The sequence below is a fragment of the Modicisalibacter coralii genome (assembly GCF_004117855.1).
Taxonomy (GTDB): domain Bacteria; phylum Pseudomonadota; class Gammaproteobacteria; order Pseudomonadales; family Halomonadaceae; genus Modicisalibacter; species Modicisalibacter coralii.
The window spans coordinates 71,765-96,410 of sequence record NZ_QWBW01000017.1; the positions used below are offsets into that span (position 1 = coordinate 71,765).

18 protein-coding genes are annotated in these 24,646 nt (G+C 68.0%); 10 read left to right on the top strand and 8 right to left on the bottom strand.

The window, feature by feature from the left end; genetic code table 11:
- Positions 1-233: 233 nt before the first annotated feature.
- Positions 234-1,283: a zinc-binding metallopeptidase family protein gene (locus tag D0901_RS10995; protein WP_129140349.1), complete on the bottom strand. Its 1,050-nt coding sequence runs from the start codon at positions 1,281-1,283 to the stop codon at positions 234-236.
- A gap of 88 nt (positions 1,284-1,371) precedes the next feature.
- A complete protein-coding gene (locus D0901_RS11000) occupies positions 1,372-2,886 on the bottom strand; it encodes an acetyl-CoA hydrolase/transferase family protein (RefSeq protein ID WP_129140350.1) in 1,515 nt (504 codons plus the stop codon).
- Between the two features lie 246 nt (positions 2,887-3,132).
- Here D0901_RS11000 and D0901_RS11005 point away from each other — a divergent pair, with 246 nt between their 5' ends.
- The 6 genes from D0901_RS11005 to D0901_RS11030 all read left to right on the top strand — a co-directional run bounded on the left by D0901_RS11005 (position 3,133) and on the right by D0901_RS11030 (position 8,970).
- On the top strand, positions 3,133-3,741 hold the full coding sequence (locus D0901_RS11005; RefSeq protein WP_129140351.1) for a GNAT family N-acetyltransferase: 609 nt from the start codon (positions 3,133-3,135) through the stop codon (positions 3,739-3,741).
- Entirely contained in the window at positions 3,738-4,673 is a 936-nt protein-coding gene (locus D0901_RS11010; protein ID WP_129140352.1) for a carbon-nitrogen hydrolase family protein, read from the top strand. Before D0901_RS11005 ends, D0901_RS11010 begins: the two co-directional genes overlap by 4 nt.
- Positions 4,674-4,778: 105 nt before the next feature.
- The gene (locus tag D0901_RS11015) at positions 4,779-6,500 is read left to right on the top strand and encodes a proline--tRNA ligase (protein WP_129140353.1); all 1,722 of its coding nucleotides are present in this window, start codon (positions 4,779-4,781) and stop codon (positions 6,498-6,500) included.
- 34 nt (positions 6,501-6,534) lie between these two features.
- Positions 6,535-7,101 carry a transglycosylase SLT domain-containing protein gene (locus D0901_RS11020; RefSeq protein ID WP_233440400.1) on the top strand — a complete coding sequence of 189 codons (567 nt, stop codon included), beginning with the start codon at positions 6,535-6,537 and terminating at the stop codon, positions 7,099-7,101.
- 123 nt (positions 7,102-7,224) lie between these two features.
- Complete coding sequence (locus tag D0901_RS11025; RefSeq protein WP_129140354.1) at positions 7,225-8,706, top strand: putative bifunctional diguanylate cyclase/phosphodiesterase; 1,482 nt, start codon at positions 7,225-7,227, stop codon at positions 8,704-8,706.
- A 66-nt stretch (positions 8,707-8,772) separates the two neighbouring features.
- The gene (locus D0901_RS11030; RefSeq protein ID WP_129140355.1) at positions 8,773-8,970 is read left to right on the top strand and encodes a hypothetical protein; all 198 of its coding nucleotides are present in this window, start codon (positions 8,773-8,775) and stop codon (positions 8,968-8,970) included.
- A 270-nt stretch (positions 8,971-9,240) separates the two neighbouring features.
- Here the strand turns inward: D0901_RS11030 and D0901_RS11035 are convergent, their stop codons facing one another.
- Complete coding sequence (locus D0901_RS11035) at positions 9,241-9,750, bottom strand: FKBP-type peptidyl-prolyl cis-trans isomerase (RefSeq protein WP_129140356.1); 510 nt, start codon at positions 9,748-9,750, stop codon at positions 9,241-9,243.
- 41 nt (positions 9,751-9,791) lie between these two features.
- A complete protein-coding gene (gene rfaH, locus D0901_RS11040) occupies positions 9,792-10,325 on the bottom strand; it encodes a transcription/translation regulatory transformer protein RfaH (RefSeq protein ID WP_129140357.1) in 534 nt (177 codons plus the stop codon).
- Positions 10,326-10,494: 169 nt separating this feature from the next.
- Here rfaH and D0901_RS11045 point away from each other — a divergent pair, with 169 nt between their 5' ends.
- The gene (locus D0901_RS11045) at positions 10,495-11,865 is read left to right on the top strand and encodes an AmpG family muropeptide MFS transporter (protein ID WP_129140358.1); all 1,371 of its coding nucleotides are present in this window, start codon (positions 10,495-10,497) and stop codon (positions 11,863-11,865) included.
- A 9-nt stretch (positions 11,866-11,874) separates the two neighbouring features.
- Here D0901_RS11045 and D0901_RS11050 read toward each other — a convergent pair whose 3' ends face one another.
- Entirely contained in the window at positions 11,875-13,716 is a 1,842-nt protein-coding gene (locus D0901_RS11050; protein WP_129140359.1) for an SEC-C domain-containing protein, read from the bottom strand.
- 140 nt (positions 13,717-13,856) lie between these two features.
- Here D0901_RS11050 and D0901_RS11055 point away from each other — a divergent pair, with 140 nt between their 5' ends.
- From D0901_RS11055 to D0901_RS11065, 3 genes are all read left to right on the top strand, one after another.
- Positions 13,857-15,767 (top strand): coiled-coil domain-containing protein, encoded by a 1,911-nt coding sequence (locus tag D0901_RS11055; protein ID WP_129140360.1) that lies wholly within the window; start codon positions 13,857-13,859, stop codon positions 15,765-15,767.
- A 73-nt stretch (positions 15,768-15,840) separates the two neighbouring features.
- Positions 15,841-17,790: a DNA topoisomerase III gene (locus tag D0901_RS11060; RefSeq protein WP_129140361.1), complete on the top strand. Its 1,950-nt coding sequence runs from the start codon at positions 15,841-15,843 to the stop codon at positions 17,788-17,790.
- Entirely contained in the window at positions 17,790-18,671 is an 882-nt protein-coding gene (locus D0901_RS11065; RefSeq protein ID WP_129140362.1) for a ketopantoate reductase family protein, read from the top strand. The genes D0901_RS11060 and D0901_RS11065 overlap by 1 nt, the downstream gene beginning before the upstream one ends.
- 193 nt (positions 18,672-18,864) lie before the next feature.
- Here the strand turns inward: D0901_RS11065 and ppc are convergent, their stop codons facing one another.
- The 3 genes from ppc to relA are packed head-to-tail and all read right to left on the bottom strand — an operon-like array spanning position 18,865 to position 24,618.
- The gene (gene ppc / locus D0901_RS11070) at positions 18,865-21,513 is read right to left on the bottom strand and encodes a phosphoenolpyruvate carboxylase (protein WP_129140363.1); all 2,649 of its coding nucleotides are present in this window, start codon (positions 21,511-21,513) and stop codon (positions 18,865-18,867) included.
- Positions 21,506-22,357 (bottom strand): nucleoside triphosphate pyrophosphohydrolase, encoded by an 852-nt coding sequence (mazG, locus tag D0901_RS11075; RefSeq protein WP_129140364.1) that lies wholly within the window; start codon positions 22,355-22,357, stop codon positions 21,506-21,508. Before mazG ends, ppc begins: the two co-directional genes overlap by 8 nt.
- Positions 22,354-24,618: a GTP diphosphokinase gene (relA, locus tag D0901_RS11080; RefSeq protein WP_129140365.1), complete on the bottom strand. Its 2,265-nt coding sequence runs from the start codon at positions 24,616-24,618 to the stop codon at positions 22,354-22,356. The genes mazG and relA overlap by 4 nt, the downstream gene beginning before the upstream one ends.
- Between the last annotated feature and the right edge of the window lie 28 nt (positions 24,619-24,646).

Here is a 24,646-nt window from a genome sequence, read left to right on the forward strand (position 1 = left end):
TACTTCCAAGGCCAAGCTGCCATTTTTAGACTCGCTCCGGTATAGACATGGTGATCTAGCAGAAGTCGACGAATCTACTCACGGTCGTCGCAATAACAACATCTAGCTTTGATCTCTCGGTAGGTTATTCATTCGGGGCCCTACAGCTCGATGAGGTTATACAACTCGCCGTTGTACGAAGACTCCCCTCCATCGAGTCCTGCCGTCGAGTGAAGCCGACCCTCGCCTTGGGACTAACCCGATGCCTGATGGATCAACTGGTGCACATAGGCCAGCTTGTCGCGGATCGCCGGGGTGACCACCTCGGGCACCAGGTCGGTCAGGCCCATCTCGCGGTTGAGTTCGTTGACGCCCAGGCCGACCTGATGGAACGCCGCCAGCATGCGCGTCAGGCTGGCGTCGTGATCCGCCGCGCTCACCCCCAGATGGTGGGCGGTATCGAGGACCGCGACGATGTCCAGGTAGAAGGCGAAGGTCTCGGCGAAGTCCTCCCACGGGTGCATGGTGGCGTAGGCGGAGACGTAACGCTGCGCCCAGTCGTCGGGCGGCCCGCTCTCGTAGTAGCGCTCCAGCGCCTCGCCGTAGGGCGGCGAGTCGTGGTCGCCGAAGACCTCGCGCGAGGCAGCTTCGTCACGCCCCTTGACCAGCAGGTCCCAGTAGTAGTGGCCGATCTCGTGGCGGAAATGGCCAATCAACGTGCGATGGGACTCGTGCATGTCGACGCGCAGCCGCTCGCGCTCGACATCGTCGGCTTCCTTGACGTTGATGGTGATGTGCCCCTCGGCATGGCCGGTGTAGACCTTGTCGGTGCCGGCGGTGCTGCGCCACAGACCGGCGTCCGGCAAGGCATCGGCCATGAACGAGAAGCTCAACGGCGGCTCGAAGCCCTCCTCGGCGGTGCCGTGGGGCAGCCCCAGCAGGTCGAGGGTATAGAACAGCCGCCGCTTGGCCGCCTCGAGCGCCGCCCAGCGCTCGCGATGCCCCTCGATCGACAGGTCGGGCACCACATCGTTGTAGCGACAGCAGTCGCACAGGGCGTCCGCCTCGCCGTTGCCGTCGAGCGGTATCATGCGGTTGCAGACGTCATGCTCGAGATAGTTGAAGCACTTGAGCAGCGCCGCACCGCACTCGGCGTTGGTACAGCGAAAGCCCCCCTCGGCGAGCGGTTCGAGCGCGCTGATGCCCTGGCACACCGGACACCAGCCCACCTCGCGCTGACAGCTGAGACATCGGGTGTTGTCGAAGAACAGCCGGCTACCGCAGGTGCAGGAATAGGTTCTCATGCCATGTTCTCCCGAACGTGAGCGCTCCATCGCCCTCTCTGCATAGCCGTTCGCGAGGCGGCTGGCAACCGGTTCGCAGTGTCGCGCGTCAGTCGTCGCGCAGGCTCCGCATATGCCCATCGCGCTCCATGGCCACGTGCCAGCTCAGCGCCTGCTCCAGGCAGTGCGGCGTCTGGCCGCCGCGCCGCAGGGCAGTCTCGAAGTAGCGTCTCAGCGCCGGGCGATAGGCCGGGTCGGCACAGTGCTCGATGATCAGCGGCGCGCGTTCGCGAGGGGCCAGTCCGCGCAGATCCGCCAGGCCGTGCTCGGTCACCAGGATGTCGACGTCGTGCTCGGTATGATCGACATGGCTGACGAAGGGCACCAGGCTCGACACGTCGCCGTCCTTGGCCAGCGACTTGGTGATGAACACCGATAGCTGGGCGTTGCGGGCGAAATCCCCCGAACCGCCGATGCCGTTCATCATCCGCGTGCCGCAGACGTGGGTGGAATTGACGTTGCCGTAGATATCCGCCTCCAGCGCCGTGTTGATGGCGATCACGCCCAGCCGACGCACGATGCCGGGGTGGTTGGACAGCTCCTGCGGACGCAGGATCAGGCGGTCGCGATACTTGGCGAGATTGCCCCATACCGAGTCGCCACGCGCCTCGGACAGGGTGATCGAGCACCCCGAGGCGTAATCGAGCTTGCCGGCGTCGAACAGCTCGAAGGTCGAATCCTGGAGCACCTCGGAATACATGGTCAGGTGCTCGAAGGGGCCATGGGCCAGGCCGGTGACCACCGCGTTGGCCATGCTGCCGATACCCGCCTGCAGCGGCAGCAAAGAGCGGGTCAGCCGACCGGCCTCCACCTCGGCGGTGAAGAACGCCGTCAGGTGATCGGCGATGCGCTGGGTATCGGCGTCCGGCGGCAGCACGGTGGACGGGCTGTCGCGGCCGTCGGTCACCACGATGGCGGCGATCTTCGCCGGATCGATGGGAATGTAGGGCGTGCCGATCCGCGAATCCGGCGCCACCACCGGAATCGGCGTGCGATTGGGGCGCATCTGGGGGATGTAGATGTCGTGCAGCCCCTCGAGTTCGGCCGGCGCCGACAGATTGAGTTCGATGATCACGCGCTTGGCGAGAATCGCGTAACTGGCCGAGTTGCCCACCGAGGTGGTCGGCACGATACCGCCCTCCTCGGTGATCGCCGCCGCCTCGACCACCGCCACGTCCAGGTCATGGAGCTGATGATTGCGCAGCAGCTCGACGGTCTCCGAGAGGTGCTGATCGATGAACATCACCTCGCCGGCATTGATCGCGCGACGCAGCGTACCATCGACCTGGAAGGGCATGCGGCGGGTGAGCACGTGGGCCTCGGTCAGCAGCTTGTCGAGATCGTTGCCCAGCGAAGCGCCGGTCATCAGGGTGATCGACAGCGGATCGCGCTGCGCGCGCTCGGCCAGCGCCCTGGGCACGGCCTTGGCCTCGCCGGCGCGGGTGAAGCCGCTCATGCCCACCGTCATGCCGTTCTCGATCAGGGCGGCGGCCTGCTCGGCGCTACGCTCGAGTGACTCCCATCCGGGCAGGCGACAACGGGCCCCGATACTGGTGACGGTCATGACAGGCTCTCCGGCAATGCAGACAATGATGAGGGCGGGGTCGACGAAGCGTGTCGACAATCGCAGCCCAAGAGGATTGCACGCTAACGAGGGGCTCGCCAACACCTTCGTCGTAAGACCTTGGTATAGGAAACACGCCATCGGCGGGTCCCTCGCCGCCAGCCGTGTCGGCCATCATTGGCGCCTCCCGTCGCCCCTGATACCGTTCCCCGATCCTTTCAGGCCGATCACTCAGGAGAGCCGCGCATGGTCGATATCACGCTGACGTCATGCCGGGGCGGCGACATCACCCCCCATCTCGAGGCGCTCGCGCGCCTGCGCATTCGTGTCTTTCGCGACTTCCCCTATCTCTACGATGGCGATCTCGCCTACGAGGCCGATTACCTGTCGCGCTACGCCGAGTGCCCGGACAGCCTGTTCGTGCTGGCCTTCGACGGCGACACCCTGGTGGGCGCCGCCACCGGCATGCCGCTCGACGCCGAATGCCAGGCCTTTCGCCAGCCCTTCGAACGCGCCGGCATCGAGCCCCGCTCGGTCTTCTACTACGGCGAGTCGGTGCTGCTGCCGGCGTACCGGGGACAAGGCATCGGCAAGGCCTTCATGGCCGAACGCGAGGCACACGCCCGGCACCGGGGCTTTTCCCGGGTCGCCTTCTGCGCCGTCGAGCGCGCGCCGGATCATCCGCACCGACCCGCCGACCATCGACCGCTGCACGGCTTCTGGAACGCGCGGGGCTATCGCCGCCAGCCGGCGCTGACCACGACCTTCGCCTGGAAGGACGTCGGCGACGACCGGGAGACCGAGAAAACCATGGTATTCTGGCTGCGCGAACTCGAGGACCAGGAGCCGGCATGACCCGCATGATCGACGTCGCCACCGCCCAGTACCCGATCGACGCCCTGCGCGATTTCGACGAGTTCCGCGCCAAGGCCGAACGCTGGGTGCAGAATGCCGTCAATCACGGCGCCGACCTGCTGGTACTGCCCGAGTACGGCGGCATGGAACTCGCCTCGCTGCTGCCCCCGGACGTGCGGGACGATCTGCACGCGCAGCTCGACGCCCTGCAGGCACTGCGCGACGCGGCGATCGCCACCTGGCGCGCGCTGGTCGAGCGCCATGGTGTGACGCTGCTGGCCCCGTCGATGCCCTGGCGGGTCGCGCCGGGCCGCTACGTCAATCGCGCCTGGTTGCTCGCCCCGGGTCACGCCGACTTCCAGGACAAGCAGATCATGACCCGCTTCGAGCGCGGCCCCTGGGGTATCTCGCCGGGCGACCCCGACACCGATGGCGCTCTCAAGGTCTTCGATACGCCGGTGGGTCGCCTCGGCGTGCTGATCTGCTACGACAGCGAATTCCCGCTCCTTGCCCGGAGCCTCGTCGAGGCCGGCGCGGAACTCTTGCTGGTGCCCAGTTGTACCGACACCGAGGCCGGCTATCACCGGGTTCGCTGGTGCGCCCAGGCACGCGCCATCGAGCAGCAGGTCGCGGTGATCCATTCGCCCACCAACGGCGAGGCCCTGTGGTCGCCGGCGGTGGACGTCAACGTCGGTCGCGCCGCCGTCTACACCCCCTGCGATCAGGGTTTCCCGCCGGACGGCGTGCTCACCCGCGCCCACGACGACACCCCCGGCTGGCAGTTCGCCCGGCTGGACCTCGACGCCATCGCCGCCCTGCGCGAGTCCGGGCAGGTCGACAACCACAACGACTGGCGGCATCAGCGCCAGCGGCTGCAACCCGCCAGGGTGTCGCTGCGCCAGGCCCGGGCCGGCGCTGCCCGACAGGAGTGACCAAGCCCCTGCCGGGGCTTTTGCCGCGCGCAGGGCAACCCCGTACAATGCCACGAATCGCCGATTCAGGCCCCTCAACGAGTCACTGAAGGAAACGCCGGACCCATGCGCGCCAGTCAACTCTTGATCGCCACCCTCAAGGAAGTCCCCGCCGACGCCGAAGTCGTCAGCCATCAGTTGATGCTGCGCGCCGGGATGATCCGCCGTCTCACGTCGGGGCTCTACACCTGGTTGCCGATCGGACTGCGCACCCTGCGCAAGGTCGAACGCATCGTGCGCGAGGAGATGGACCGTGCCGGCGCCCAGGAAATACTCATGCCGGCCGTGCAGCCGGCCGAGCTGTGGCAGGAGTCCGGCCGCTGGGAGCAGTACGGGCCCGAACTGCTGCGCCTCAAGGATCGTCACGATCGCGATTACTGCGTCGGCCCCACCCATGAAGAAGTGATCACCGATCTGGTGCGTCGTGAGCTGTCGAGCTACAAGCAGCTGCCGAGCAACTTCTATCAGATCCAGACCAAGTTCCGCGACGAGATCCGCCCGCGCTTCGGGGTGATGCGCTCGCGGGAATTCATCATGAAGGATGCCTATTCCTTCCACGCCGACGAGGCGTCGCTGAAGGCGGGCTATCAGGTGATGTACGACGCCTATGTGCGCATCTTCACGCGCCTGGGCCTGGACTTCCGCCCGGTGATCGCCGACAACGGCTCGATCGGCGGCACCGGTTCCCACGAGTTCCACGTGCTGGCCGATTCCGGCGAGGACGACATCATCTTCTCCAGCGAGTCCGACTACGCCGCCAACATGGAGAAGGCCGAGGCCCTGCCCGCCCCGCTCGGCGAGACGCCGGAGCGCCCGGCGCCGCAGGAGGAACTGCGCCTGGTCGACACGCCTCATGCGCGGACCATTGCCACCCTGGTCGAAGAGCACGGACTGCCGATCGAGAAGACCATCAAGACGCTGATGGTGCATGCCGCCGACGGCGGATTGATCGCCCTGCTGGTTCGCGGCGACCACGAACTCAACGAGGTCAAGGCCGAGAACCTGCCCGAGGTCGCCACCCCGCTGACCATGGCCAACGAAGACGAGATTCGCGCCGTGGTCGGCGCCGGCCCCGGCTCGCTGGGGCCGGTGAACCTGGACATGCCGGTCGTCATCGACCGCAGCGTGGCGCTGATGAGCGATTTCGGCGCCGGTGCCAACATCGACGGCAAGCATTACTTCGGCATCAACTGGGAGCGTGACGTCACCCTGCCCAGGGTCGCCGACCTGCGCAACGTGGTCGAGGGCGACCCGTCGCCGGACGGCAAGGGCACGCTTTCGATCAAGCGCGGCATCGAGGTCGGCCACGTCTTCCAGCTCGGCACCAAGTACTCCGACGCCATGAATGCCACCGTGCTCGACGAAAACGGCAAGCCGGCCACGCTGTGGATGGGCTGCTACGGCATCGGCATCACGCGGATCGTCGCCGCGGCGATCGAGCAGAACCACGACGCCGCCGGGATCATCTGGCCCGATGCCATCGCCCCGTTCCAGGTGATGCTGGTGCCGATGAACGCCCACAAGTCGCAGCGCGTACGCGACACCGCCGAACGGCTCTACGAGACGCTGCGTGACCAGGGCTTCGACGTGCTGCTCGACGACCGCGATACCCGCCCGGGGGTCAAGTTCAACGACCAGGAACTGATCGGCATCCCCCATCGCATCGTCATCGGCGACCGCGGCCTCGACAACGGCGAGCTGGAGTACAAGGGGCGTCGCGACACCGACAACACCATGATTCCCGCCGACAGCGTCGCCGACTTCCTGCGTGAGCGGCTCGCGGGCTGACCGTGCCCGGCGGCGGCACCGGGCGTTACGAGGGGTGGCAGCCGGTCTCGCGTTGTGCCCCGCCCTCGCCCTGGCCGCCGCCAATGTTCCGGCGCAGGTCCCCGGGACGTTGCTCGATACCCTGGAAAGCGTGACCCATGCCCGCGGCACTCAGGCCGATGCCGCGACCTCGGCCTGGATCGCCACCATGCAGGCGCGTCTGGCGCCGCGGCTGGGCGATCCCCGGGCACGCCGTCGTCTGTTGGCGCGCATCCATGCCGAAGCCCGACTGGCCGGCCTGAGCCCGGAAATCGTGCTGGCGGTGATTCAGGTCGAGAGCGGCTTTCGCCGCGACGCCGAATCGAGCGCCGGTGCCCAGGGCCTGATGCAGGTGATGCCGTTCTGGAAACGTGTCATCGGCCGGCGCGACGACGATCTCTTCGACCCCGTCACGAACCTGCGCTACGGCTGCACGATCCTCGGTTACTACCTGCGGCTCGAAAGCGGCGATCTGACCCGGGCCCTGGCCCGCTACAACGGCAGTCTGGGCGAGACCGGCTACCCGGAACGGGTGTTGCGGGCCTGGCAGACACGCTGGTGGCTGGCCGCGACGCTCGAATGAGCGACTTGACGAAACCGGGATAATGGCTCAGAAATCGATAAGGATCCCAGCAATTCTCCGTTGCCAACGCCATGCCCCCCGTTCGATGTTCGCTCCCCGCCCGCCCGCACAGGACTCCCCCGCGTGATCGCCACCCTTCGCCGTTGCCTCGGTCTCGTCATCTTCAGCCTGGCGCTGGTGGCCAGTCGTGCCGCGGAGCGTCTGTTGCGCGGCTCTTCGCCATGCTTTCCACGGCAAACCTTCTCGAGCCGACTTTACAGCCGCGTCAACGGCCTTCAGGCCAACCTGTTGACCTGGCAGGCCCGCCTGCAGCCGCATGACGTCGATCCGCTGACGGGGATCGGCACCTGCCAGGCCGCGCTGGCGGAAATCGACCGGCTGATCGAGCGCGGTAAGCCCTTTTCGCTGGCGAGCATGAGCATCGACAACATCAAGGCGATCAACGAGCGCCTGGGGCATGCGGTGGGCGATCAGTTGCTGGTGTCGCTGGCGCGACGCCTGATGCGTCTGGAGATCCACCGCGGCCGCGTCTACCGCCTGGGGGGCGACGAGTTCCTGATACTCGCCGCCCCACCGGCCGCCGGCGAGTGCTTCGACGAGCGTCTGCGCGAACGGCTCTGCCAGCCGCTCGAGCTCGACGGCACCTCGTTGATCCCGTCGCTGTCGCTGGCCGGTCTGCGCTATCCCGAGAATGGTCAGGACGCGCGTCGCCTGCTGCGCCGTTCGCGGATCGCCCTGGCCCACGCCCGCCAGGCCCACGACGGTTACCACGCCTACGAAAGCCGGCTCGACCATCACCACGAGCGCGAACGTCAATTGCTGCGCGACATGGTCCTCGCCGTCCGTGAGCAGCAGTTGAGGATCGTCTACCAGCCCAAGATCCGCATCGCCGATGGCAGCGTGGTGGGTTTCGAGGCACTGATGCAGTGGCAGCATCCCGATCTGGGCCTGCTGCAGGCCGACGAATTCCTGCCGCTGGCGGTGGACTCCGGTCACATGGCGCTGCTGGGCGACTGGATGCTTCAGCACGTGATCGCCCAGATGGCGGTCTGGGTGCACGCGCGGCACCCCCAGCACGTTGCCGTCAACCTGTCCGCCGTGGACCTCGAGGACGCCCATCTCGGTCAGCGCATTACCGGCTGGCTCGAGGCACACGGCGTGGATCCGCGGCTGTTGATGCTCGAGATCACCGAGCAGTCGATGATGCGCGAACCGACGCTGGCCGCGCGCCTGCTCGCCGAACTGCGCGACCTGGGGATCCGGGTGGCCATCGACGATTTCGGCACCGGCTACTCGTCGCTGGCCCAGCTGCGCCGGTTGCCGCTGGACGTGCTCAAGATCGACAAGTCCTTCGTCCTCGAACTGCCCGCGCAGCCGGAGGATGCGCTGATCGTCAACGCCAGCATCGCGCTGGCCCACAGCTTCGGCCTGGAGGTGATCGCCGAGGGGGTCGAGACCCCTCAGCACCTGCGTCTGCTCGCCGAGGCGGGCTGCGACCAGGCCCAGGGCTACCTGATCTCTCACGCTCTCGACGCCGACGAGGTCCCCGCCTGGCTGGAAGCCTATCGACGCCGGCCCCTGAACGCCTTGCGCGGCGTGAACTGAGCGCTCGGTGGAACCGCCGACATCCTCCGGGGTCAAAGCGCTTACAGTCATGGAAGGAAGAGCCGCATGCTTTCGGACGCGATCGAGATCAGGAAGATCACCACGGGCGAGACGACACGCTACGAAGTCTACGACAGCGACACCGGCACCAGCCTGGGCCTCTTCGAGAGCCGGGAACGTGCCGAGACCGAGCGACACCACCTCCAGCAATCCGCACGGGCGCTGCACATCCGCAGCAGACACGACGACACCGACACGGGCTGAGCCGTCGGGGGATCGGGAAGCGCGGATGGCACCGATATAAAAAAGCCGGCCCCTGAGGACCGGCACATGGGGCAAATGCCCCTCCCTGACGACATCGTTCGATCCTGAACGACCGGTGAGAGCGGTTTGCCCCGCCGGTCGCTCATGAGCGATCCGATGTCCTCACTGTAACCAATCCCGTCGCCGCGACGCCTGATCTGGATCAAGACCGCCCCCTGCACCTGTCGCAGCCAGTTCACCCACTTGATCCCGGTCAGTTTTTCGCGGTTATCAGCCGAACTTGCGGTCCTCCACCTGCGCCGCTTCGACGTCGCCGGGCAGCGGGTGCCCCTTGGCCAGCTCGGCGCGGGTCGCTTCGCGGATCGCCAGGATCTCGACGTCGTAGCGCAGGGCCCGGCCCGCCAGCGGATGGTTGGCGTCCACCGTGACCCGGTCGTCAGTAACCTCGAGGATCGTCACGGCACGCGGCCCGTCGGGTCCCTGGGCCTGAAAGCGCATCCCCGGCGCCAGCGTCTCGGCGCCACCGAAGGCACTGCGCGCCACCGGCTGCACCAAGGCCTCGTCACGCAGGCCATAGGCCTCGGCCGGTTGCAGGGTCACACTCAGGCGAGCCCCTTCGGCCTGGCCCGCGAGTGAGCGCTCGAGACCGGCGACGATGTTGTCGTGACCGTGGAGGTACTCCAGTGGGGTGTTGCGCTGGCGTGAATCGTCGAGTACCTCGCCGGCATCGTCACGCAGGGTATAATGCAGGGTCACCACTCGATGGGCGGCGATGGTCATGGCGGTCTCCACAAGTCGATGGGAAGGGAAGTCGTGACAGATCAACGACGGCGCAGATGCTCGACCGGCACCTCGAGACGCTGCTGACCATGCAGGAGGTTGAGCAGCACGATCGCCCGCTCCTCGCCTTTCTGGCGCTCGAACACGGCGCTCAGGGCGCGGAACGGCCCCTCGCCGATCTCCACCGCTTCGCCGGCGCGGAAATAGACGTTGACGCCGCGCGCGTCGACGCTGGCTGCCGCGTTGCCGCGCAACGTCTCGACCAGGGCGTCATCGACGGCCACGGGAGCGTCGCCGAAACCCACCAGCTTGAGCACGCCACGGGTCGAGCGGATCGGCCGCCAGTTGCTGGCCAGCTTGTCGAGGCGAATGAACAGGTAATACGGAAACAGCGGCTCGTCGAGCCAGCACAACTTGCCCCGGCGCTTCTTCTGAACCTGCAGCACGGGATGAAAGATCTCGTAGCCCTGGTTGGCCAGATTGTCGCTGGCCCGGAACGATTCGCCACCCTTGCATTGAATCAGATACCAGCGGGGGATGGCGTCGTCGCTGCTCTTGTCGATCGCGTCATTCATGCACTCATCCTTGCGTCAGCCGCTCGACCCGGCGAGTGGCTGGCGAGCATTGATCTCCGTGCGTCCAACCACGTAAGTTAGCCGCTTATCGATGTCATCCTACCATCGTTGATCGCCGTGATTGAGCGGCCCACGTCAAATTCCGCATTCCAGGCAGGAGAGCTTCACCATGCCCCGTAACGCCCCCCATCGCTCCTGGCGAGACGCCCTGGCCGTATACTGTCAGGCGCCCGTCGTCGCGATGCTGTTTCTGGGCTTCGCCGCCGGGTTGCCGTTCCTGCTGGTGTTTTCCACCCTCACCGCCTGGCTGCGCGATGCCAGCGTCGATGTTACGGCGATCGGCTTCTTCTCGTGGATCGGCATGCTCTACTCCATCAAGCTGGTCTGGGCCCCGGTGGTCGATCGTCTGCCACTGCCGGGGCTGACACGGCTGCTCGGCCAACGACGCGGCTGGATGCTGATCGCCCAGTTGACGATCGCCGGCGGCCTGGTCGGCCTGGCGAGTCTCGATCCCCGCGAGAGCCTGGCGCTGGTCGCCGGCTTCGCCCTGCTGGTGGCCTTCGGTGCCGCCACCCAGGACATCGTCATCGACGCCTTTCGTATCGAATCCGCGGGCGAGGAGGTCCAGGCGGCCATGGCCTCGACCTACATCATCGGCTATCGCGGGGGGCTACTGGCGGCCGGCGCGGGAGCGCTCTACATCGCCGACCTGGCCTCGTGGCACGTCGCCTATCTGAGCATGGCGGCACTGGTCGGGGTGGGGCTGATCACCGTGCTGCTGCGCCCCGAGCCACCGCGCGCCTCGCTGGCCGGGCAGTTGATCCACGAGCCCCGGGTACGCGGCTTCCTGCGTGCCAACCGTCACCGCCCCCGGGTCTGGCGCCGCCTGGGCGCCTGGGTGACGGGCGCGATCGTCTGCCCCTTCACCGACTTCTTCACGCGCTACGGCCGCCAGGCACTGTGGCTCTTGCTGCTGATCGGCCTGTTTCGCATCAGCGACCTGTCGATGGCGGCGATGGCCAACCCGCTGTACATCGACCTGGGATTCTCGCTGTCGCAGATCGCCAACGTCAGCAAGGTGTTCGGCATCCTCATGAGCATCACCGGTGGCGTGGTCGGCGGGCTGCTGGTGGTGCGCTACGGGATCGCCAACATGCTGCTGCTGGGGGCGGTGCTCGCGGCGGCCACCAATCTGCTGTTCGCGGCGCTGGCCACCCTGGGCGCGGAACTGCCCATGCTGGTGGTGACGATCATGAGCGACAATCTCGCCAACGGCCTGGCCAGCACGGTGTTCATCGCCTTCCTGTCGAGTCTCACCTCGCGCGCCTACACCGCGACCCAGTACGCGCTGTTTTCCTCGCTGATGACCCTGCCGGGCAAGTTCATCGGCGGGTTCTCGGGGGTCGTGGTGGCCAATCAGGGCTATGCGATCTTCTTTCTCTGGTCGACGGCGCTGGGGCTACCCGCGATCCTGCTGGCCTGGCGGCTGAGCCGCGATCCACGCCTGATGGCGACACCCCACGCCGGCCAGGGGCGCTGAGATACTCTCTCAGCGCGCCGGCGGCGACTCGGCCAGCCGTCGCCGCTGTTCCGAGAGCCACTTGAGCGCCCCGCGGGTGGCCACCCACTGATCGCGCATCAGCGCCCGGTACTGCCAGGCCTCGGCCTTGGTACCGGGTTCGGGCACTTCCACGGCCAGGGGTACCGGCTTGGGGTTGTCGGCGCACATCATGGCGATGGCATGGCCGTTGAGAGCCTGGACCGCGTCCAGCGAGTCCTCGGCATCGTCGAAGCGCTCCAGCCGATAGAGCGCCAGCACGCGGCCCATCAGCACACCCAGCAGCGGGGCGTCGTCGTCCGCCGCGGGCTGATCGCTGAGGTCGAGGGCCTCGCGGTCGCGTCCTTCTCGCAGCAATTGATCGAGCACCAGTTCGCGCAGCCCCAGATTGTCCTGGTCGTCGAGCACCAGCAGGCGCTCGGCCAGATGCCGCGAACGCTGCCGGTCGCCGCGCTCCATGCCTACCACCAGCGCCAGCCCGGCGCGCAGGATCACCGCGTTGTCGGCATCGTCCCAGGCGAAGCGCCCCTGGAACGCCTCGAGCTGCTCCAGCCAGTGCTCCAGGCGTCGGGCAAGCGGGGCGAAGAAACTTTCGGCCATCCACGGCAGACTGCCGAAGCGGCTGGCCAGCGCCATGCTCAGGGTCTGCACCACCCGCGGCGAATCCAGCCACTCGGGGTGCGAACACAGTCCGACCAGCCACTCCCCGGCCTGCGGCCAGGGGTCGTCCTGGAAGCCCAGCGCCGCCTCCTCGTCGACCTCGACGCCGAAGACGTCGCGCCACGCCGCATCCAGGGTGTCCTCGCGGGCGGTGGAGTGATACTCGATACGTCCGTCCTCACGCCGCTGGAAATGCAGCCGCGGCGGGGTGGGCAAGGCCTCGAGCAGGGCCTGGAGGTTGATCAGGGGCTCGGCCAGGGCTTCCTCGGAATTGACCATCTGCTCGGCGAGCGTGGCCCCGGGGTTGTCGGCCAGATCGGCGAGGAACTGCAGCTGGTCGGCGTCCAGATCGCCACGCCGGGCAAGCCGGCGGAACCAGAAGCGGGCACGTTCGCCGGCTTCCTCGGGGTGCCCCTCGTGGAGCAGCAGCATGGCCTCGATGTAGGCCAGGGTCGGCGAATCGGGCAGGGTCTGCTGGGCGCGCACGAAGGCCTCGCGGGCGCTGGCCAGATCGTCGCTGTCCAGATGCATCAGGCACAGCCGCTCCAGCGCCACGCCGCGCAGGAACAGCGGGCCGCGTTCGAGAATGGCGTCGAGCAGCGCGGCGCGCTTGCGGTTGAAACCGCGCTCCTGGTAGATGTCGATCAGCAGCTCGAAGGCCGGCTCGGTCTGTTCGGGCAGCCGGCTCCAGTCGGCGGCGTCGAAGAGCGTCTCGAGGATCTGCTGGGCGCGTCCGCGCTGGCCGCTCTCGGCGGCGATCAGCCCGGCTTCGAGCAACGCCTGGGCCGGCGCCCTGCCGCTGTCCAGCGCCGCCTTGAGGAGATCGCCCTTCCAGTCGCGCAGCGACAGCATCCACATCAGATGCGGCGGCACCGCACCGGGCAACTGGACCCCGCCGCAGCAGTGTTTCATCTTGCGACCGGAATCGCACCAGCAGGGTTCGTTGGGGCCCGGCCGGGCCAGCGGCTCACAGGCGAAGTCCAGCCGCGCCAGCGGCGTCTGGTTCCAGAGTTCCGGCGCCAGGGCCTGTGCCTGCGCCAGGTTGCCGCCCAGATACTTGACCCCTTCCTCGCGTGCCCAGGCCATCAGCGTGGGATAGTGTTCGTCGTCCCGGATCGCTGCCAGCGCGCCCCCGGCGTAACCCAGCAGCTGTTCTACCCACATCGCCAGCATCGCCACCCTCCTCGGAAAATCCGTGCAGTCTAGCATGCCCGGACGGCTCCACTCACCAGCCACGAACGGCTATGGCATGCGCCATCCGCGGGTGCTAGGGTAACGCCTGCCCACCTCGTCGCGTACAAGGACCTTCCGCGTTGTTCCTGCCGTTCCGCCGCGCCCGTCAACCCTCATCCGAAACCCCGCAGGTGCGCCTGGAACGCGAGGGCCGGGACGAGATTCGCCGCATCACCGCCGCCGTGGAGAAGGTGCCCTGGACGGTGAGCCTGATGCAGATCCTCTGGACCGCCGGCCCGGTGACCCTGCTCGGCGCCTGGGGCGGTTATCTGCTGGGCTACGGCAAGGCCCCCACCGCCGACAACTACATCTTCTTCATCTCCTACACGGTGATCACCGGCGCGGCGGGGATCATCGCCAACGTGCTCCACAACCTGACCGGCGGACGCCGTGCCGAACGCACCGCCAACAAGATCGAGCGGGTGATCAAGAGCCTGCCGGAGCTGCTGCTGGCGACCCGCAACCTGATCGTGGAGAATCTCGAGGGCGATGCCCGACGTCGCGAGGCGGCGGCCATGCTGCTGCGCAAGCAGGACCTCGCGCCCGAGGGCGTCGAACTGGCGGCCATCGAGCTGCTCGACGATCGCGACAGTGCGCGCATCATCGCCCAGGTCGATATCTATCGGCGGGTCGGCCTGCATGCCCGCATCCGCGATCTGGTGGCCCTCTATCGTGACACCCTGGAGCCGCAGTTCGCCGAGATCGCCGAACTCGCCCCGGACGCCGCCACCCTGCTGCGCGACCGCTTCGAGGGACGCGCCCCGGACCTGCGCCAGGGCGTGCCGCGCGACAGCAACTTCATCGAACGCGTGCTGGCGGCCATCGAGGAAGACAACGACCTGCTGATGACCCTGCAGGACGTCGAGGAGATGCTGATCCTGGCCTTCGAACTGATCAGTGGCCGACGCATTCCGCTGTTGACCTTCGAGTATCGCGGCCGCTGGCGACTGGCTCAGGCCCTCGACAATCTGGAAGAGGCGCGCGCCCGCTACCGGATCGCCCAGGCGACCGGCCTGTCGCGCCTCAAGGCATTGACCGCCTATCTCGCCGAGCAGTCCGGCACGCTGGTCGAACATGCCGCCGCCGGGCTGCGCGCCGAGGTGCTGCTCGAGCGCTCGATCCAGGCCATGGACGCGCTGACCGAGCAGATCCAGCATCTCGCCCCGGAAGTCGCCCGCGGTCGCGACGAGCGTCGCGCGCAGCTGCGCCAGAAGGCCGACCTGCTGACCAACGCCATTCGCCTCTACAAGGCCGCCTACAGTGCCTACGAGGCGGTCGGCCGCAGTCATGCCCAACTGCTCAAGCGATCCCAGCGCTGGGACGAGATCAGCGCCCGCCTCGCCGACCAGGACACCCGCCTGCGCCTGGGACCCGGCCGCCGCGGCCTGCGCATTCACGAGCGCGTCATCGCCCTGGACGACGCCGCCAAGGCCGAAGTCTGCAAGCATCTGGCCCGCCACCTGAAGAGCGCCGGCATCGAACAGCCCCGGGCATCGCGTCCCCAGCCGCTGGAGCGCGACGCCCTGCTCGCCGTCGGCATGGACGTCGCCAAGCGCCTGGCGATCGAGATCGCCCTGGCGCTGGAGCCGCACATCCAGCTCTCGCGGCCCGAGGTGCAGCGCGCGATCAACGGCTCCAACGCCGCCGACTTCGGCCAGGTCGAGCCCAACCTGTCGGCCGGCGCCAAGGCGGCGCTGGGCGCGGCCATGGTCAAGGAGATCGACGTCGATCTGTCGCGGACCGCCGAATCCCTGGCGCTGGCCCTGGTCCGCCACTATCGGGTGGATCTCGACCCCGCGGCGCGGCGCTTTCTCATCAAGCAGTACGGCGCTCGCGAGAGCACCCTCGACATGCTGGTCAACTACCAGGCCAGCCACCCGCGCAGCGAGGCGCGCTCGATCAGCTATCTCAGCCAGCGCCCCACCGTGGTGAGCGCACCGCGCCGCGACTGGTACCGGGCGCTGGTCCAGGCCAAGCGCGCCCTGGGCTGACCGGCGCGGCAACTTGCCGCTGCCGCGTCATACTGGAAGAATATCCAGACACTCCGACACACAGCGGCCTCGCATGCGCCTGATCATCGCCGAAAAACCCAGCCTGGCCCGGGCCATCGCCGACGCCCTGCCCGGCAACGTCCAACGCCGCGACGGCGCCCTCGAGGTCGGCGACAACGTCGTCAGCTGGTGTCTGGGCCACCTGCTCGAACAGGCCGCCCCGGATGCCTACGACCCGCGCTTCAAGCAGTGGCGCCTGGATCATCTGCCGATCATCCCCGACACCTGGCGGCTCACGCCACGCCCCAAGGCGCGGGGCCAGCTCAAGGTGCTGCGCGAGTGGCTCAAGCGCGCCGACCGCGTGGTGCATGCCGGCGACCCGGACCGCGAGGGGCAATTGCTGGTTCAGGAGGTGATCGAACATCTCGGCTGGCGGGGGCCCGTCGAGCGTTTGCTGATCAGCGACCTCAACCGCCCGGCGGTGGTCCGCGCGCTGGATACCATGGCCGACAATCGCGACTACCAGCCGCTCTACCGGGCCGCCCAGGCGCGCTCGCGGGCCGACTGGCTGTACGGCATCAACCTTTCGCGCGCCTGGACGCTGACCGGGCGTCAGGCGGGTCACGACGGCGTGCTCTCGGTGGGCCGGGTGCAGACGCCGGTGCTGGGCCTGGTGGTACGCCGCGACAACGAGATCGCGCGCTTCGTGCCGCGGCCCTTTCACGTGCTGTGGGCGGACCTGCGCGTCGCCGCCGGCACCCTACGCGCCTGGTGGCAGCCCGGCGAGTCGCACCCGCTCGACGATCAGGGGCGGCTGCTCCAGCGCGGCCCCGCCGAGGCCCTGGGTGCCCGACTGCCCGGCGCCGAGGGCCGGCTCACCGGTCTGGAGGCCCAGCACAAGCGCCAGAGCGCGCCGCTGCCCTACTCGCTGTCGGCGCTGCAGGTCGATGCCGCCCGTCGCTACCGGCTCTCCGCCAAGCGCGTGCTCGACCTCTGTCAGTCGCTCTACGAACGCCACCAGTTGATCACCTACCCACGCTCCGACTGCCGTCACCTGCCCCGTGCCCATCGGGACGAGGCGCGGGCCACCCTGACCCGCGCCTGCCAGGGCGACGAGATGCTCGCCGGGTGGCTGAACGGCGCCGACTTCGCTCGCCGCTCGCGGGCCTACGACGACGCCAAGGTGGGCGCGCACCATGCCCTCGCCCCCACCGGCAAGCCCTTCGATGCCGCACGACTGTCGCGCGAGGAGGCCGACATCTTCCGGCTGATCGCCCGCAACGTGCTGGCACAGTTCTATCCGGCCCTGGAGACCCGGGAGATCAAGGCCGAGTTCACGATTCTCGACGAGCGTTTCCGCGCCCAGGGCCGCGAGATTCTCGTGCCCGGCTGGAAGCCGCTGTTCACCACCCGCGACGAGGCACCGCCACTGCCGCCGCTGACCGAGGGCGAATCGGCCACGGTCGTCGAAGCAGGGATCGACGACAAGGAAACCCGGCCACCGGAGCCGTTCACCGACGCCAGTCTGATCAAGGCGATGATGAACATCGCCCGCTATGTCGACGACCCCGCGGTCAAGCGCACCCTGCGCGACACCGACGGCCTGGGCACCGAAGCGACCCGCGCCGGCATCGTCGAGACCCTGCTCGACCGCGGCTATCTGGTGCGCCAGGGCGGCGCCCTGCGCGCGACCCGGACCGGCCAGGCGCTGATCGCCGCCCTGCCCGATGCCGCCACCCGCCCCGAGCGCACCGCCCTCTGGGAGCAGCGCCTGCGGGCGATCGCCGAGAGCCAGGACCAGCCGGCGCCGTTTCTCGACGCCCTGATCGGCGACCTGCGCACACTGCTCGCCGCCGCCGACAGCGAACGCATGCGTCAGGCGCTGAGCGGCGCCGAGGGGTTCACGGCCGGCAAGCCGACGCGCGGAGCGAAGCGCACCACGAACCGTCGCGGCAAGACCGGCCGAGGCAAGAGAACCACCACGGGGCGGCGTACCTCGCGCACTCGCAAGGAGACCTCCTGATGGCCGCGCCCTGGCTGATCCTAGGCGCGGGCTCGCTGGGTCGTCTACTCGCCGCCCGGCTGAGCGGTCGGCAGGCGCTGGCCCTGATCGGCCGCCGCGCCAGCGTCCGGGCGCTGAATCTGACCACGCCCGAGGGCCGCACGACGGATCACGCGGTGCCCCGCATCGTCATGGCCGACGCCCTATACCGGCCCGGCCTGGTCCACGTGACGACCAAGAGCCACGCGGTCGAGACGGCGCTCGAAGAGCTGGCCGGGCACATCGCCGCCGATACACCGCTGGTACTCTGGCAGAACGGCTTTCAGGTCCAGCCCCGGGTGACGCGCGACTGGCTCGGCCCGGTGCTCTGCGCGGTGACCAGCGAGGGCGCCTACGTCGACGGCGAGGATGGCATCGTGCACGCCGGTCACGGCACGACCCATCTGGGCAATCTCGACGGCGAGCATGCCGCCCTCGCCACCAGCGTGGCACGAACCCTGAGCGCCGCCGGCCTGCCCGGCCGGGCCTGTGACGACATTCGCCGCCGCCTGTGGCACAAGCTCGCCGTGAATGCGGCGATCAACCCCATGGTGGCGATCCATCGCATCCGCAATGGCGGACTGCGCGACCCTGCGCATCGGCCGCGCGTCGCGGCGATCATCGCCGAGGTCGCGACCGTCATGGCCGCGGAGCGGATCGAACCGCCGCAAGCCGGCTGGTCGGCGCATGTCTGGGGGGTGATCGAGGCCACCGCCGGCAATCGCGCCTCGATGCTGCAGGACGTGCTCGCCGGACGGCCCACCGAGCGGGAGGCGATTCTCGGCCCGCTGCGCGAGGCGGCGGCCCGTCATGGCTTGGAGACGCCTGTCTTGGAGACGTTGTGGCGCGATACCCCTAGCTGATGCTGGTAAAGAAAAGCGGGAAGGAAATTCGCCTGTAAAGCCAAACGGAGATAACGGTATAAATAGAATGGTAGCGGTATAACCCTGCAGTGCGGCGGCTACCCGGTCACGACCAGCGAACGCCGCCCTTCGAGCAGAAGCCCGGCGCGCCTTCACGCACCGGGCTTCTCCAACCGGCCAACGCACGACCGGCCTAGCCGGTGTTGCGCAGCCCCGCGGCGATCCCCGCCATGGTCACCATCAGCGCCCGCGACAGCGCCGGGCTGATCGCCCCGTCGGCATCGCGGTTACGCTGCAGCAATTCGGCCTGCAGGCCGTGCAGCGGATCGATGTAGGGATTGCGCACGTCGATCGCCTGACGGATCAACGGCGTGCCCTCGAGCAGTTCGTCCTGATCGAGGATTCGCAGCAAGGCGCCGTGCAGCCGGTCCAGGCGATCGCGCAACGAGGCCCCCAGCGACTGCAGGGCCGGCTCGTCGACGAGACGCTGCTCGTAGTAGGCGGCAATGCCCCGGTCGGCCTTGGCGAGCAGCATCTCGAGCATGTCGAGGTAGGTGCCGAAGAACGGCCAGTGGCGGCGCATCTCGCGCAGGCGCTCGAGGCCGTCGGACTCCTCGATGCGGGTGGCGAAGGCCTCACCGCTGCCCAGCCAGGCGGGAAGCATCAGCCGGGTCTGGGTCCAGGCGAAGATCCAGGGGATCGCGCGCAGCGACTCGACCCCGCCCTCCTGACGGCGCTTGGCCGGACGCGAGCCCAGCGGCAGGCGCCCCAGCGCGCCTTCCGGCGTCACGGCACGGAAGTACGGCACGAAGTCGGGATCCTCGCGGACCACGCCGACATAGGCGCCATGGGCGATCTCGGCCAGCCGGTCCATCTCCTCGCGCCACTCGGGCTCGGGCGACGGCGGCGGCAGCAGCGTCGCCTCGAGCACCGCGCAGGCGTAGATCTCCATCGAGCGCAGGGCGATGTCGGGTTGGCCGAACTTGAAGCGGATCATCTCGCCCTGCTCGGTGACGCGCAGACTGCCGTTCACCGAGCCGGGCGGCTGGGAGAGGATGGCCGCATGCGCCGGGCCGCCGCCGCGGCCCACGGTGCCGCCCCGGCCGTGGAACAGCGTCAGGTTGACGCCGTGACGCCGGCAGACCTCGACCAGGGTCTCCTGGGCCCGATACTGGGCCCAGGCGGCGGCCAGCTGGCCGGCGTCCTTGGCCGAGTCTGAGTAGCCGATCATCACCTCCTGGGCGTCGCCGGCCATCTCGCGGTAGCCGGGCAGTGCCAGCAGTCGGTCGATCACCGCGCCGGCCCGGTCCAGATCGTCGAGGGTCTCGAACAGCGGCGCGATGGGCAGGCGCACGTCGCCGCCCACCTCCTTCATCAACAGCGCCACCGCCAGCACATCGGACGGATGCCCCGCCATCGAGATGATGTAGGTGCCCAGCGCCTCGCGATGTTCCTGGGCGATCACCCGGAAGGTGTCGATCACCTCCCGCGCCTCGGTGGAGCAATCCCAGCGCCGCGGGATCAACGGCCGTGGCGAGACCAGTTCGCCGAGCAGGAAGGACTGGCGCTGCTCCTCGTCCCAATCCTGGTAGCGGCCCAGGCCCAGATAGCTGGTCAATTCGTCGAGCATCTGGGTATGACGGCTCGATTCCTGACGGATGTCGAGCTTGGTCAACGACACGCCGAACACCGCCACGCGACGCAGGGTGTCCAGCAAGGCGCCGTTGGCGATGGTGTCCAGCCCCACGTCGCACAGCGACCGGTAGCAGGTGAGCAGCGGCGCATAGAGCTGGTCGCGGGTCTCGATGATCGGCCCACCCTCGAAGGGCTTGCCGTCGAGACACGCCTTGGCCCAGTCGCGGGTCGCCTCGACCCGGACGATGAGCCGTTTGAGCAGCGCCCGGTAGGGTTCGGGCTCGTCGCCCACCTCGGCCTTGAGCGCGCTGTTGGCCTTCCACATCGACAGTTCGGCCTTGAGCTGCTCGAGATCGCGCAGGTAGAGATCGGCGGCCATCCAGCGCCCCAGCAGCAGCACCTCGCGGGTGACCCGGGCGGTGACATTGGGGTTGCCGTCGCGGTCGCCGCCCATCCAGGAGGCGAAACGCAACGGCGAGGCGTCCAGCGGCAGACGCTCGCCGGCGGTGTCCAGCAGCAGGTTGTCGAGATCGCGGTGGAAATCGGGCACCGCCTGCCACAGCGAGTTCTCGATCACCGCGAACCCCCACTTGGCCTCGTCGACCGGCGTGGGGCGTTCGTGGCGGATCTCGTCGGTGTGCCAGGCCTGACTGATCAGTTCCTGCAGACGGCCGTGGACGCGCGCCGCCTTCTCCGGATAGTCGAGCGAGCCCTCCATCGCCGTCAGGCACTCGTCGATGGCATCGTACTTCTGGATCAGCGTGCGCCGGATGACCTCGGTGGGATGGGCGGTCAGCACCAGTTCGACACGCATCCCGGCGAGCGTCTCGATCACCTGGCGCGGGCTGTGGCCGGAGCGGGTGATGCGTCCGAGCAGTTCGCCGAGCACCGGCTGCGACCCGGGCTTGTAGTCCTCGACCCGGCGGAATCGCGCCCGGTAATGCTGCTCGGCGATGTTGGCCAGGTTGAGAAACTGGTTGAAGGCGCGGGTCACCGGCAGCAGATCCTGGTCGGGCAAGGCGCGCAGATACTCGATCAGCTCGCGCTGCGAGCCGCCCTCGCCCTGACGCCCGCCCTTGGCCAGCGCGCGGATCGCCTCGATCTTGTCGACGAAGCCGGGGCCCAGGTCGTCGGCGATGGTGTGCCCCAGACTGTCGCCCAGAATCCGGACATTGTCGCGTAGCGATTCGTGCAGGTCGTCACTCATTGAGGCTCTCCTTGGAAGGGTTCCTTTCATGGCGCTTGGCGGCGTCCCAGTGGCGGTCCATCTCCGCCAGCGACACATCCTCGGGGCGCCGTTGCTGGTCGGCCAGCGCCCGCTCGACGTACTGAAAGCGCCGCTCGAACTTGGCATTGGTCCCGCGCAGCGCGCGTTCGGGATCGCTGCCCAGCCGTCGCGCCAGATTGACCACCGCGAACAGCAGGTCGCCGACCTCCTCGCCGGCGTGATCGACGTCGCCCTCGGCCAGCGCCTGCTCGACCTCGTCGAGCTCCTCGCGGATCTTGGCGATCACGCCGCGCTCGTCGGGCCAGTCGAAGCCGACCCGGGCGGCCCGCTTGGTCAGCTTGGCGGCCCGCGACAGCGCCGGCAGATTGCGCGGCACGTCGTCGAGCACCGAGATGGCGGCCCGCGCGTGACGCTCGTCGGCCTTGAGCGCCTCCCAGTTCGACTTGACCTGGCGGGTCTCGACCTCGGCGGCGCTCACCCCCTCGCGCCGCGAGGCCAGGGTGCCGTCGGGAAAGACGTGCGGGTGCCGGGCGAGCATCTTGGCGGTCAGGGTATCGACGACGTCGTGAAAGTCGAAGCGCCCCTCCTCCTCGGCGAAACGGCTGTAGTAGACCACCTGGAAGAGCAGGTCGCCCAGCTCGCCGGGCAGCTCATCGAAGGCCCGACGCTCGATGGCGTCGGCGACCTCGTAGGCTTCCTCCAGGGTGTGGGGGACGATCGAATCCCAGTCCTGCCTGACGTCCCAGGGGCAGCCCTCGCGGGGATCGCGAAGCACCGCCATCAGGCTCAGCAGGTCGTCGAGGCCGTGTCGGCGTGCGTTCATGATGGCGCTCCCGGCTGGTTGGCCCCGCTGCGCAGGCGCTTGACGTCGATCACGTTGGGCAGTTGCTGGATGCGCGAGAAGATTCGCCCCAGCGCTTCGAGGCCGTCGACCTCGAGGGTGATCTTCATGCGCGCCACGTTGTCGTCCTTGTCGGTCCGCGTGTTGACGCTGAGCACGTTGACCCGGTCGTGGCTCAACACGTGGGTGACGTCGCGCAGCAGCCCGGAACGATCCCAGGCCTCGATCTCCATGTCGACGGGATACTGGGTACGCGACTGATCGCCCCACTCCACGTCGACGATGCGCCCCGGCTCCTCGCTGCGCAACTGCAGGATGTTGGGGCAATCCTGACGGTGGATGGTCACGCCGCGCCCCTGGGTGATGTAGCCGATGATCTGCTCGCCGGGGACCGGATGACAGCAGTTGGCCATGGTGGTCTTGAGATTGCCCACGCCCAGCACGGTGATGCCGTCGTCGGGGCTCTTCGCCGTCCGCCGGGGCTTGGTCAGCAGGCGATCGAGCTGTTCCTCGTCGTCGGTATCGCCGAACAGCTGCTGGGCCTGGTGAAGCACCTGACCGATGCGCAGGTCGCCGGCACCGATCGCCGCGTACATGTCGTCGGGGGTCGGGTAGTTGACCGCGCTGGCCAGGGTCGCCAGGTCGAGGCCCTCGATGTCGAGCCGGCGGAATTCCTTCTCGAACAGCGCGCGGCCCTCCTCGAGGTTCTGGTCGCGCGCCTGGTGCTTGAACCACGACTGGATCTTGGCGCGCGCCCGCGACGTGCGCACGAAGCCGAGATTGGGGTTGAGCCAGTCGCGGCTGGGCCCGCCCTTGGAGGCGGTGAGGATCTCCACCTGCTGGCCGGTCTTGAGCTTGAAGGTCAGCGGCACGATGCGGCCGTCGACCTTGGCCCCCCGGCAGCGGTGGCCGACCTCGGTGTGCACCCGATAGGCGAAGTCGATCGGCGTGGCGACCCGTGGCAGGTCGATGATGTGGCCGTCGGGGGTGAACACGTAGATGCGGTCCGGCGCCACGTCGCTGGACAGCCCTTCGCGCAGGTCGCCGAGTTCGCCCACCTCGTCCTGCCATTCCAGCACCTGGCGCAGCCAGGCGATCTTCTCCTCGTAGCTGCGGCTCTTGCTGCCCACGTCGTGGCCCTTGTAGCGCCAATGGGCGCAGACGCCGAGCTCGGCCTCCTCGTGCATGGCGAAGGTGCGGATCTGAATCTCCAGCACCTTGTTCTCGGGGCCGATCAACGCCGTGTGCAGCGACTGATAGCCATTCTTCTTGGGGTTGGCGATGTAGTCGTCGAACTCGTTGGGCACGTGATGCCAGCGCGAATGGACGATGCCCAGCGCGGTATAGCAGTCGGCGACCTCGGGCACCAGGATGCGCACCGCGCGCACGTCGTAGACCTGCGAGAAGTCGATGTGCTTGCGCTTCATCTTGCGCCAGATCGAATAGATGTGCTTGGCGCGCCCGTCGACCTCATAGCGCGAGATGCCGTTCTGCTCGAGCAACGATTCGAGCGTCGTGACCACATCCTGGATGTAGTGATCGCGGTCGACACGCTTCTCGGCGAGCAGCCGGGCGATCTTCTTGTACTCGTCCTCGTGAAGATAGCGGAACGAGAGATCCTCGAGCTCCCACTTGAGATGCCCGATCCCCAGCCGGTGGGCCAGCGGCGCATAGATGTCGAACACCTCGCGCGCCACGCTCAGGCGCTTCTCGCGCGGGGCATCGCGAACCTGACGCAACGCGCAGGTCCGCTCGGCGATCTTGATCAGTGCCACGCGCACGTCATCGATCATCGTCACCAGCATTTTGCGCAGGTTTTCCTGCTGATTGTGCTGGGACAGCCCCTGACAGGGGGTCTGCTGCTGGCTGATCGCCGCCATGTTGAGCACGCCGTCGATCAGGCGCGTCACCACGGCACCGAAACGCTTGCCGACCTGTTCGAGACTGATCTGACCCTCGCGCACCGCGCGATACAGGACCGCCGCTTCGAGGGCTTCCTGATCGAGCTTCAGTTCGCCGAGGATGTCGGCCATCTCCAGGCCGGTACGAAAACTGGAACCGTCGGCCATCCAGGCCTTGTGGGGTTTCTCGGTCTCGCGCGCCAGGCGGTCGGCGAGTTCGCAGGCGGCTTTCATTTCGCCGACGTCGCGCAGGCTGACATCGTCCTGCAGGCGCGCCAGCCAGCGATCGATGTCGACCTGACCGTCGGCGGTCAGTGGTTGATCTTCGCGAACCTTGACCATGTGTCCTTGGGTACCTCTCCCCGGTTGT

What these genes read in the sequence shown, in the direction of transcription:
- D0901_RS11050 (WP_129140359.1), bottom strand. Translation starts at nt 13,716, where the DNA reads ATGCTGGCGATGTGGGTAGAACAGCTGCTGGGTTACGCCGGGGGCGCG.
- D0901_RS11045 (WP_129140358.1), top strand. Translation starts at nt 10,495, where the DNA reads ATGCCCCGTAACGCCCCCCATCGCTCCTGGCGAGACGCCCTGGCCGTA.
- D0901_RS11060 (WP_129140361.1), top strand. Translation starts at nt 15,841, where the DNA reads ATGCGCCTGATCATCGCCGAAAAACCCAGCCTGGCCCGGGCCATCGCC.
- D0901_RS11010 (WP_129140352.1), top strand. Translation starts at nt 3,738, where the DNA reads ATGACCCGCATGATCGACGTCGCCACCGCCCAGTACCCGATCGACGCC.
- ppc (WP_129140363.1), bottom strand. Translation starts at nt 21,513, where the DNA reads ATGAGTGACGACCTGCACGAATCGCTACGCGACAATGTCCGGATTCTG.
- D0901_RS11005 (WP_129140351.1), top strand. Translation starts at nt 3,133, where the DNA reads ATGGTCGATATCACGCTGACGTCATGCCGGGGCGGCGACATCACCCCC.
- D0901_RS11065 (WP_129140362.1), top strand. Translation starts at nt 17,790, where the DNA reads ATGGCCGCGCCCTGGCTGATCCTAGGCGCGGGCTCGCTGGGTCGTCTA.
- D0901_RS11015 (WP_129140353.1), top strand. Translation starts at nt 4,779, where the DNA reads ATGCGCGCCAGTCAACTCTTGATCGCCACCCTCAAGGAAGTCCCCGCC.
- D0901_RS11035 (WP_129140356.1), bottom strand. Translation starts at nt 9,750, where the DNA reads ATGACCATCGCCGCCCATCGAGTGGTGACCCTGCATTATACCCTGCGT.
- D0901_RS11000 (WP_129140350.1), bottom strand. Translation starts at nt 2,886, where the DNA reads ATGACCGTCACCAGTATCGGGGCCCGTTGTCGCCTGCCCGGATGGGAG.
- D0901_RS10995 (WP_129140349.1), bottom strand. Translation starts at nt 1,283, where the DNA reads ATGAGAACCTATTCCTGCACCTGCGGTAGCCGGCTGTTCTTCGACAAC.
- rfaH (WP_129140357.1), bottom strand. Translation starts at nt 10,325, where the DNA reads ATGAATGACGCGATCGACAAGAGCAGCGACGACGCCATCCCCCGCTGG.
- relA (WP_129140365.1), bottom strand. Translation starts at nt 24,618, where the DNA reads ATGGTCAAGGTTCGCGAAGATCAACCACTGACCGCCGACGGTCAGGTC.
- mazG (WP_129140364.1), bottom strand. Translation starts at nt 22,357, where the DNA reads ATGAACGCACGCCGACACGGCCTCGACGACCTGCTGAGCCTGATGGCG.
- D0901_RS11030 (WP_129140355.1), top strand. Translation starts at nt 8,773, where the DNA reads ATGCTTTCGGACGCGATCGAGATCAGGAAGATCACCACGGGCGAGACG.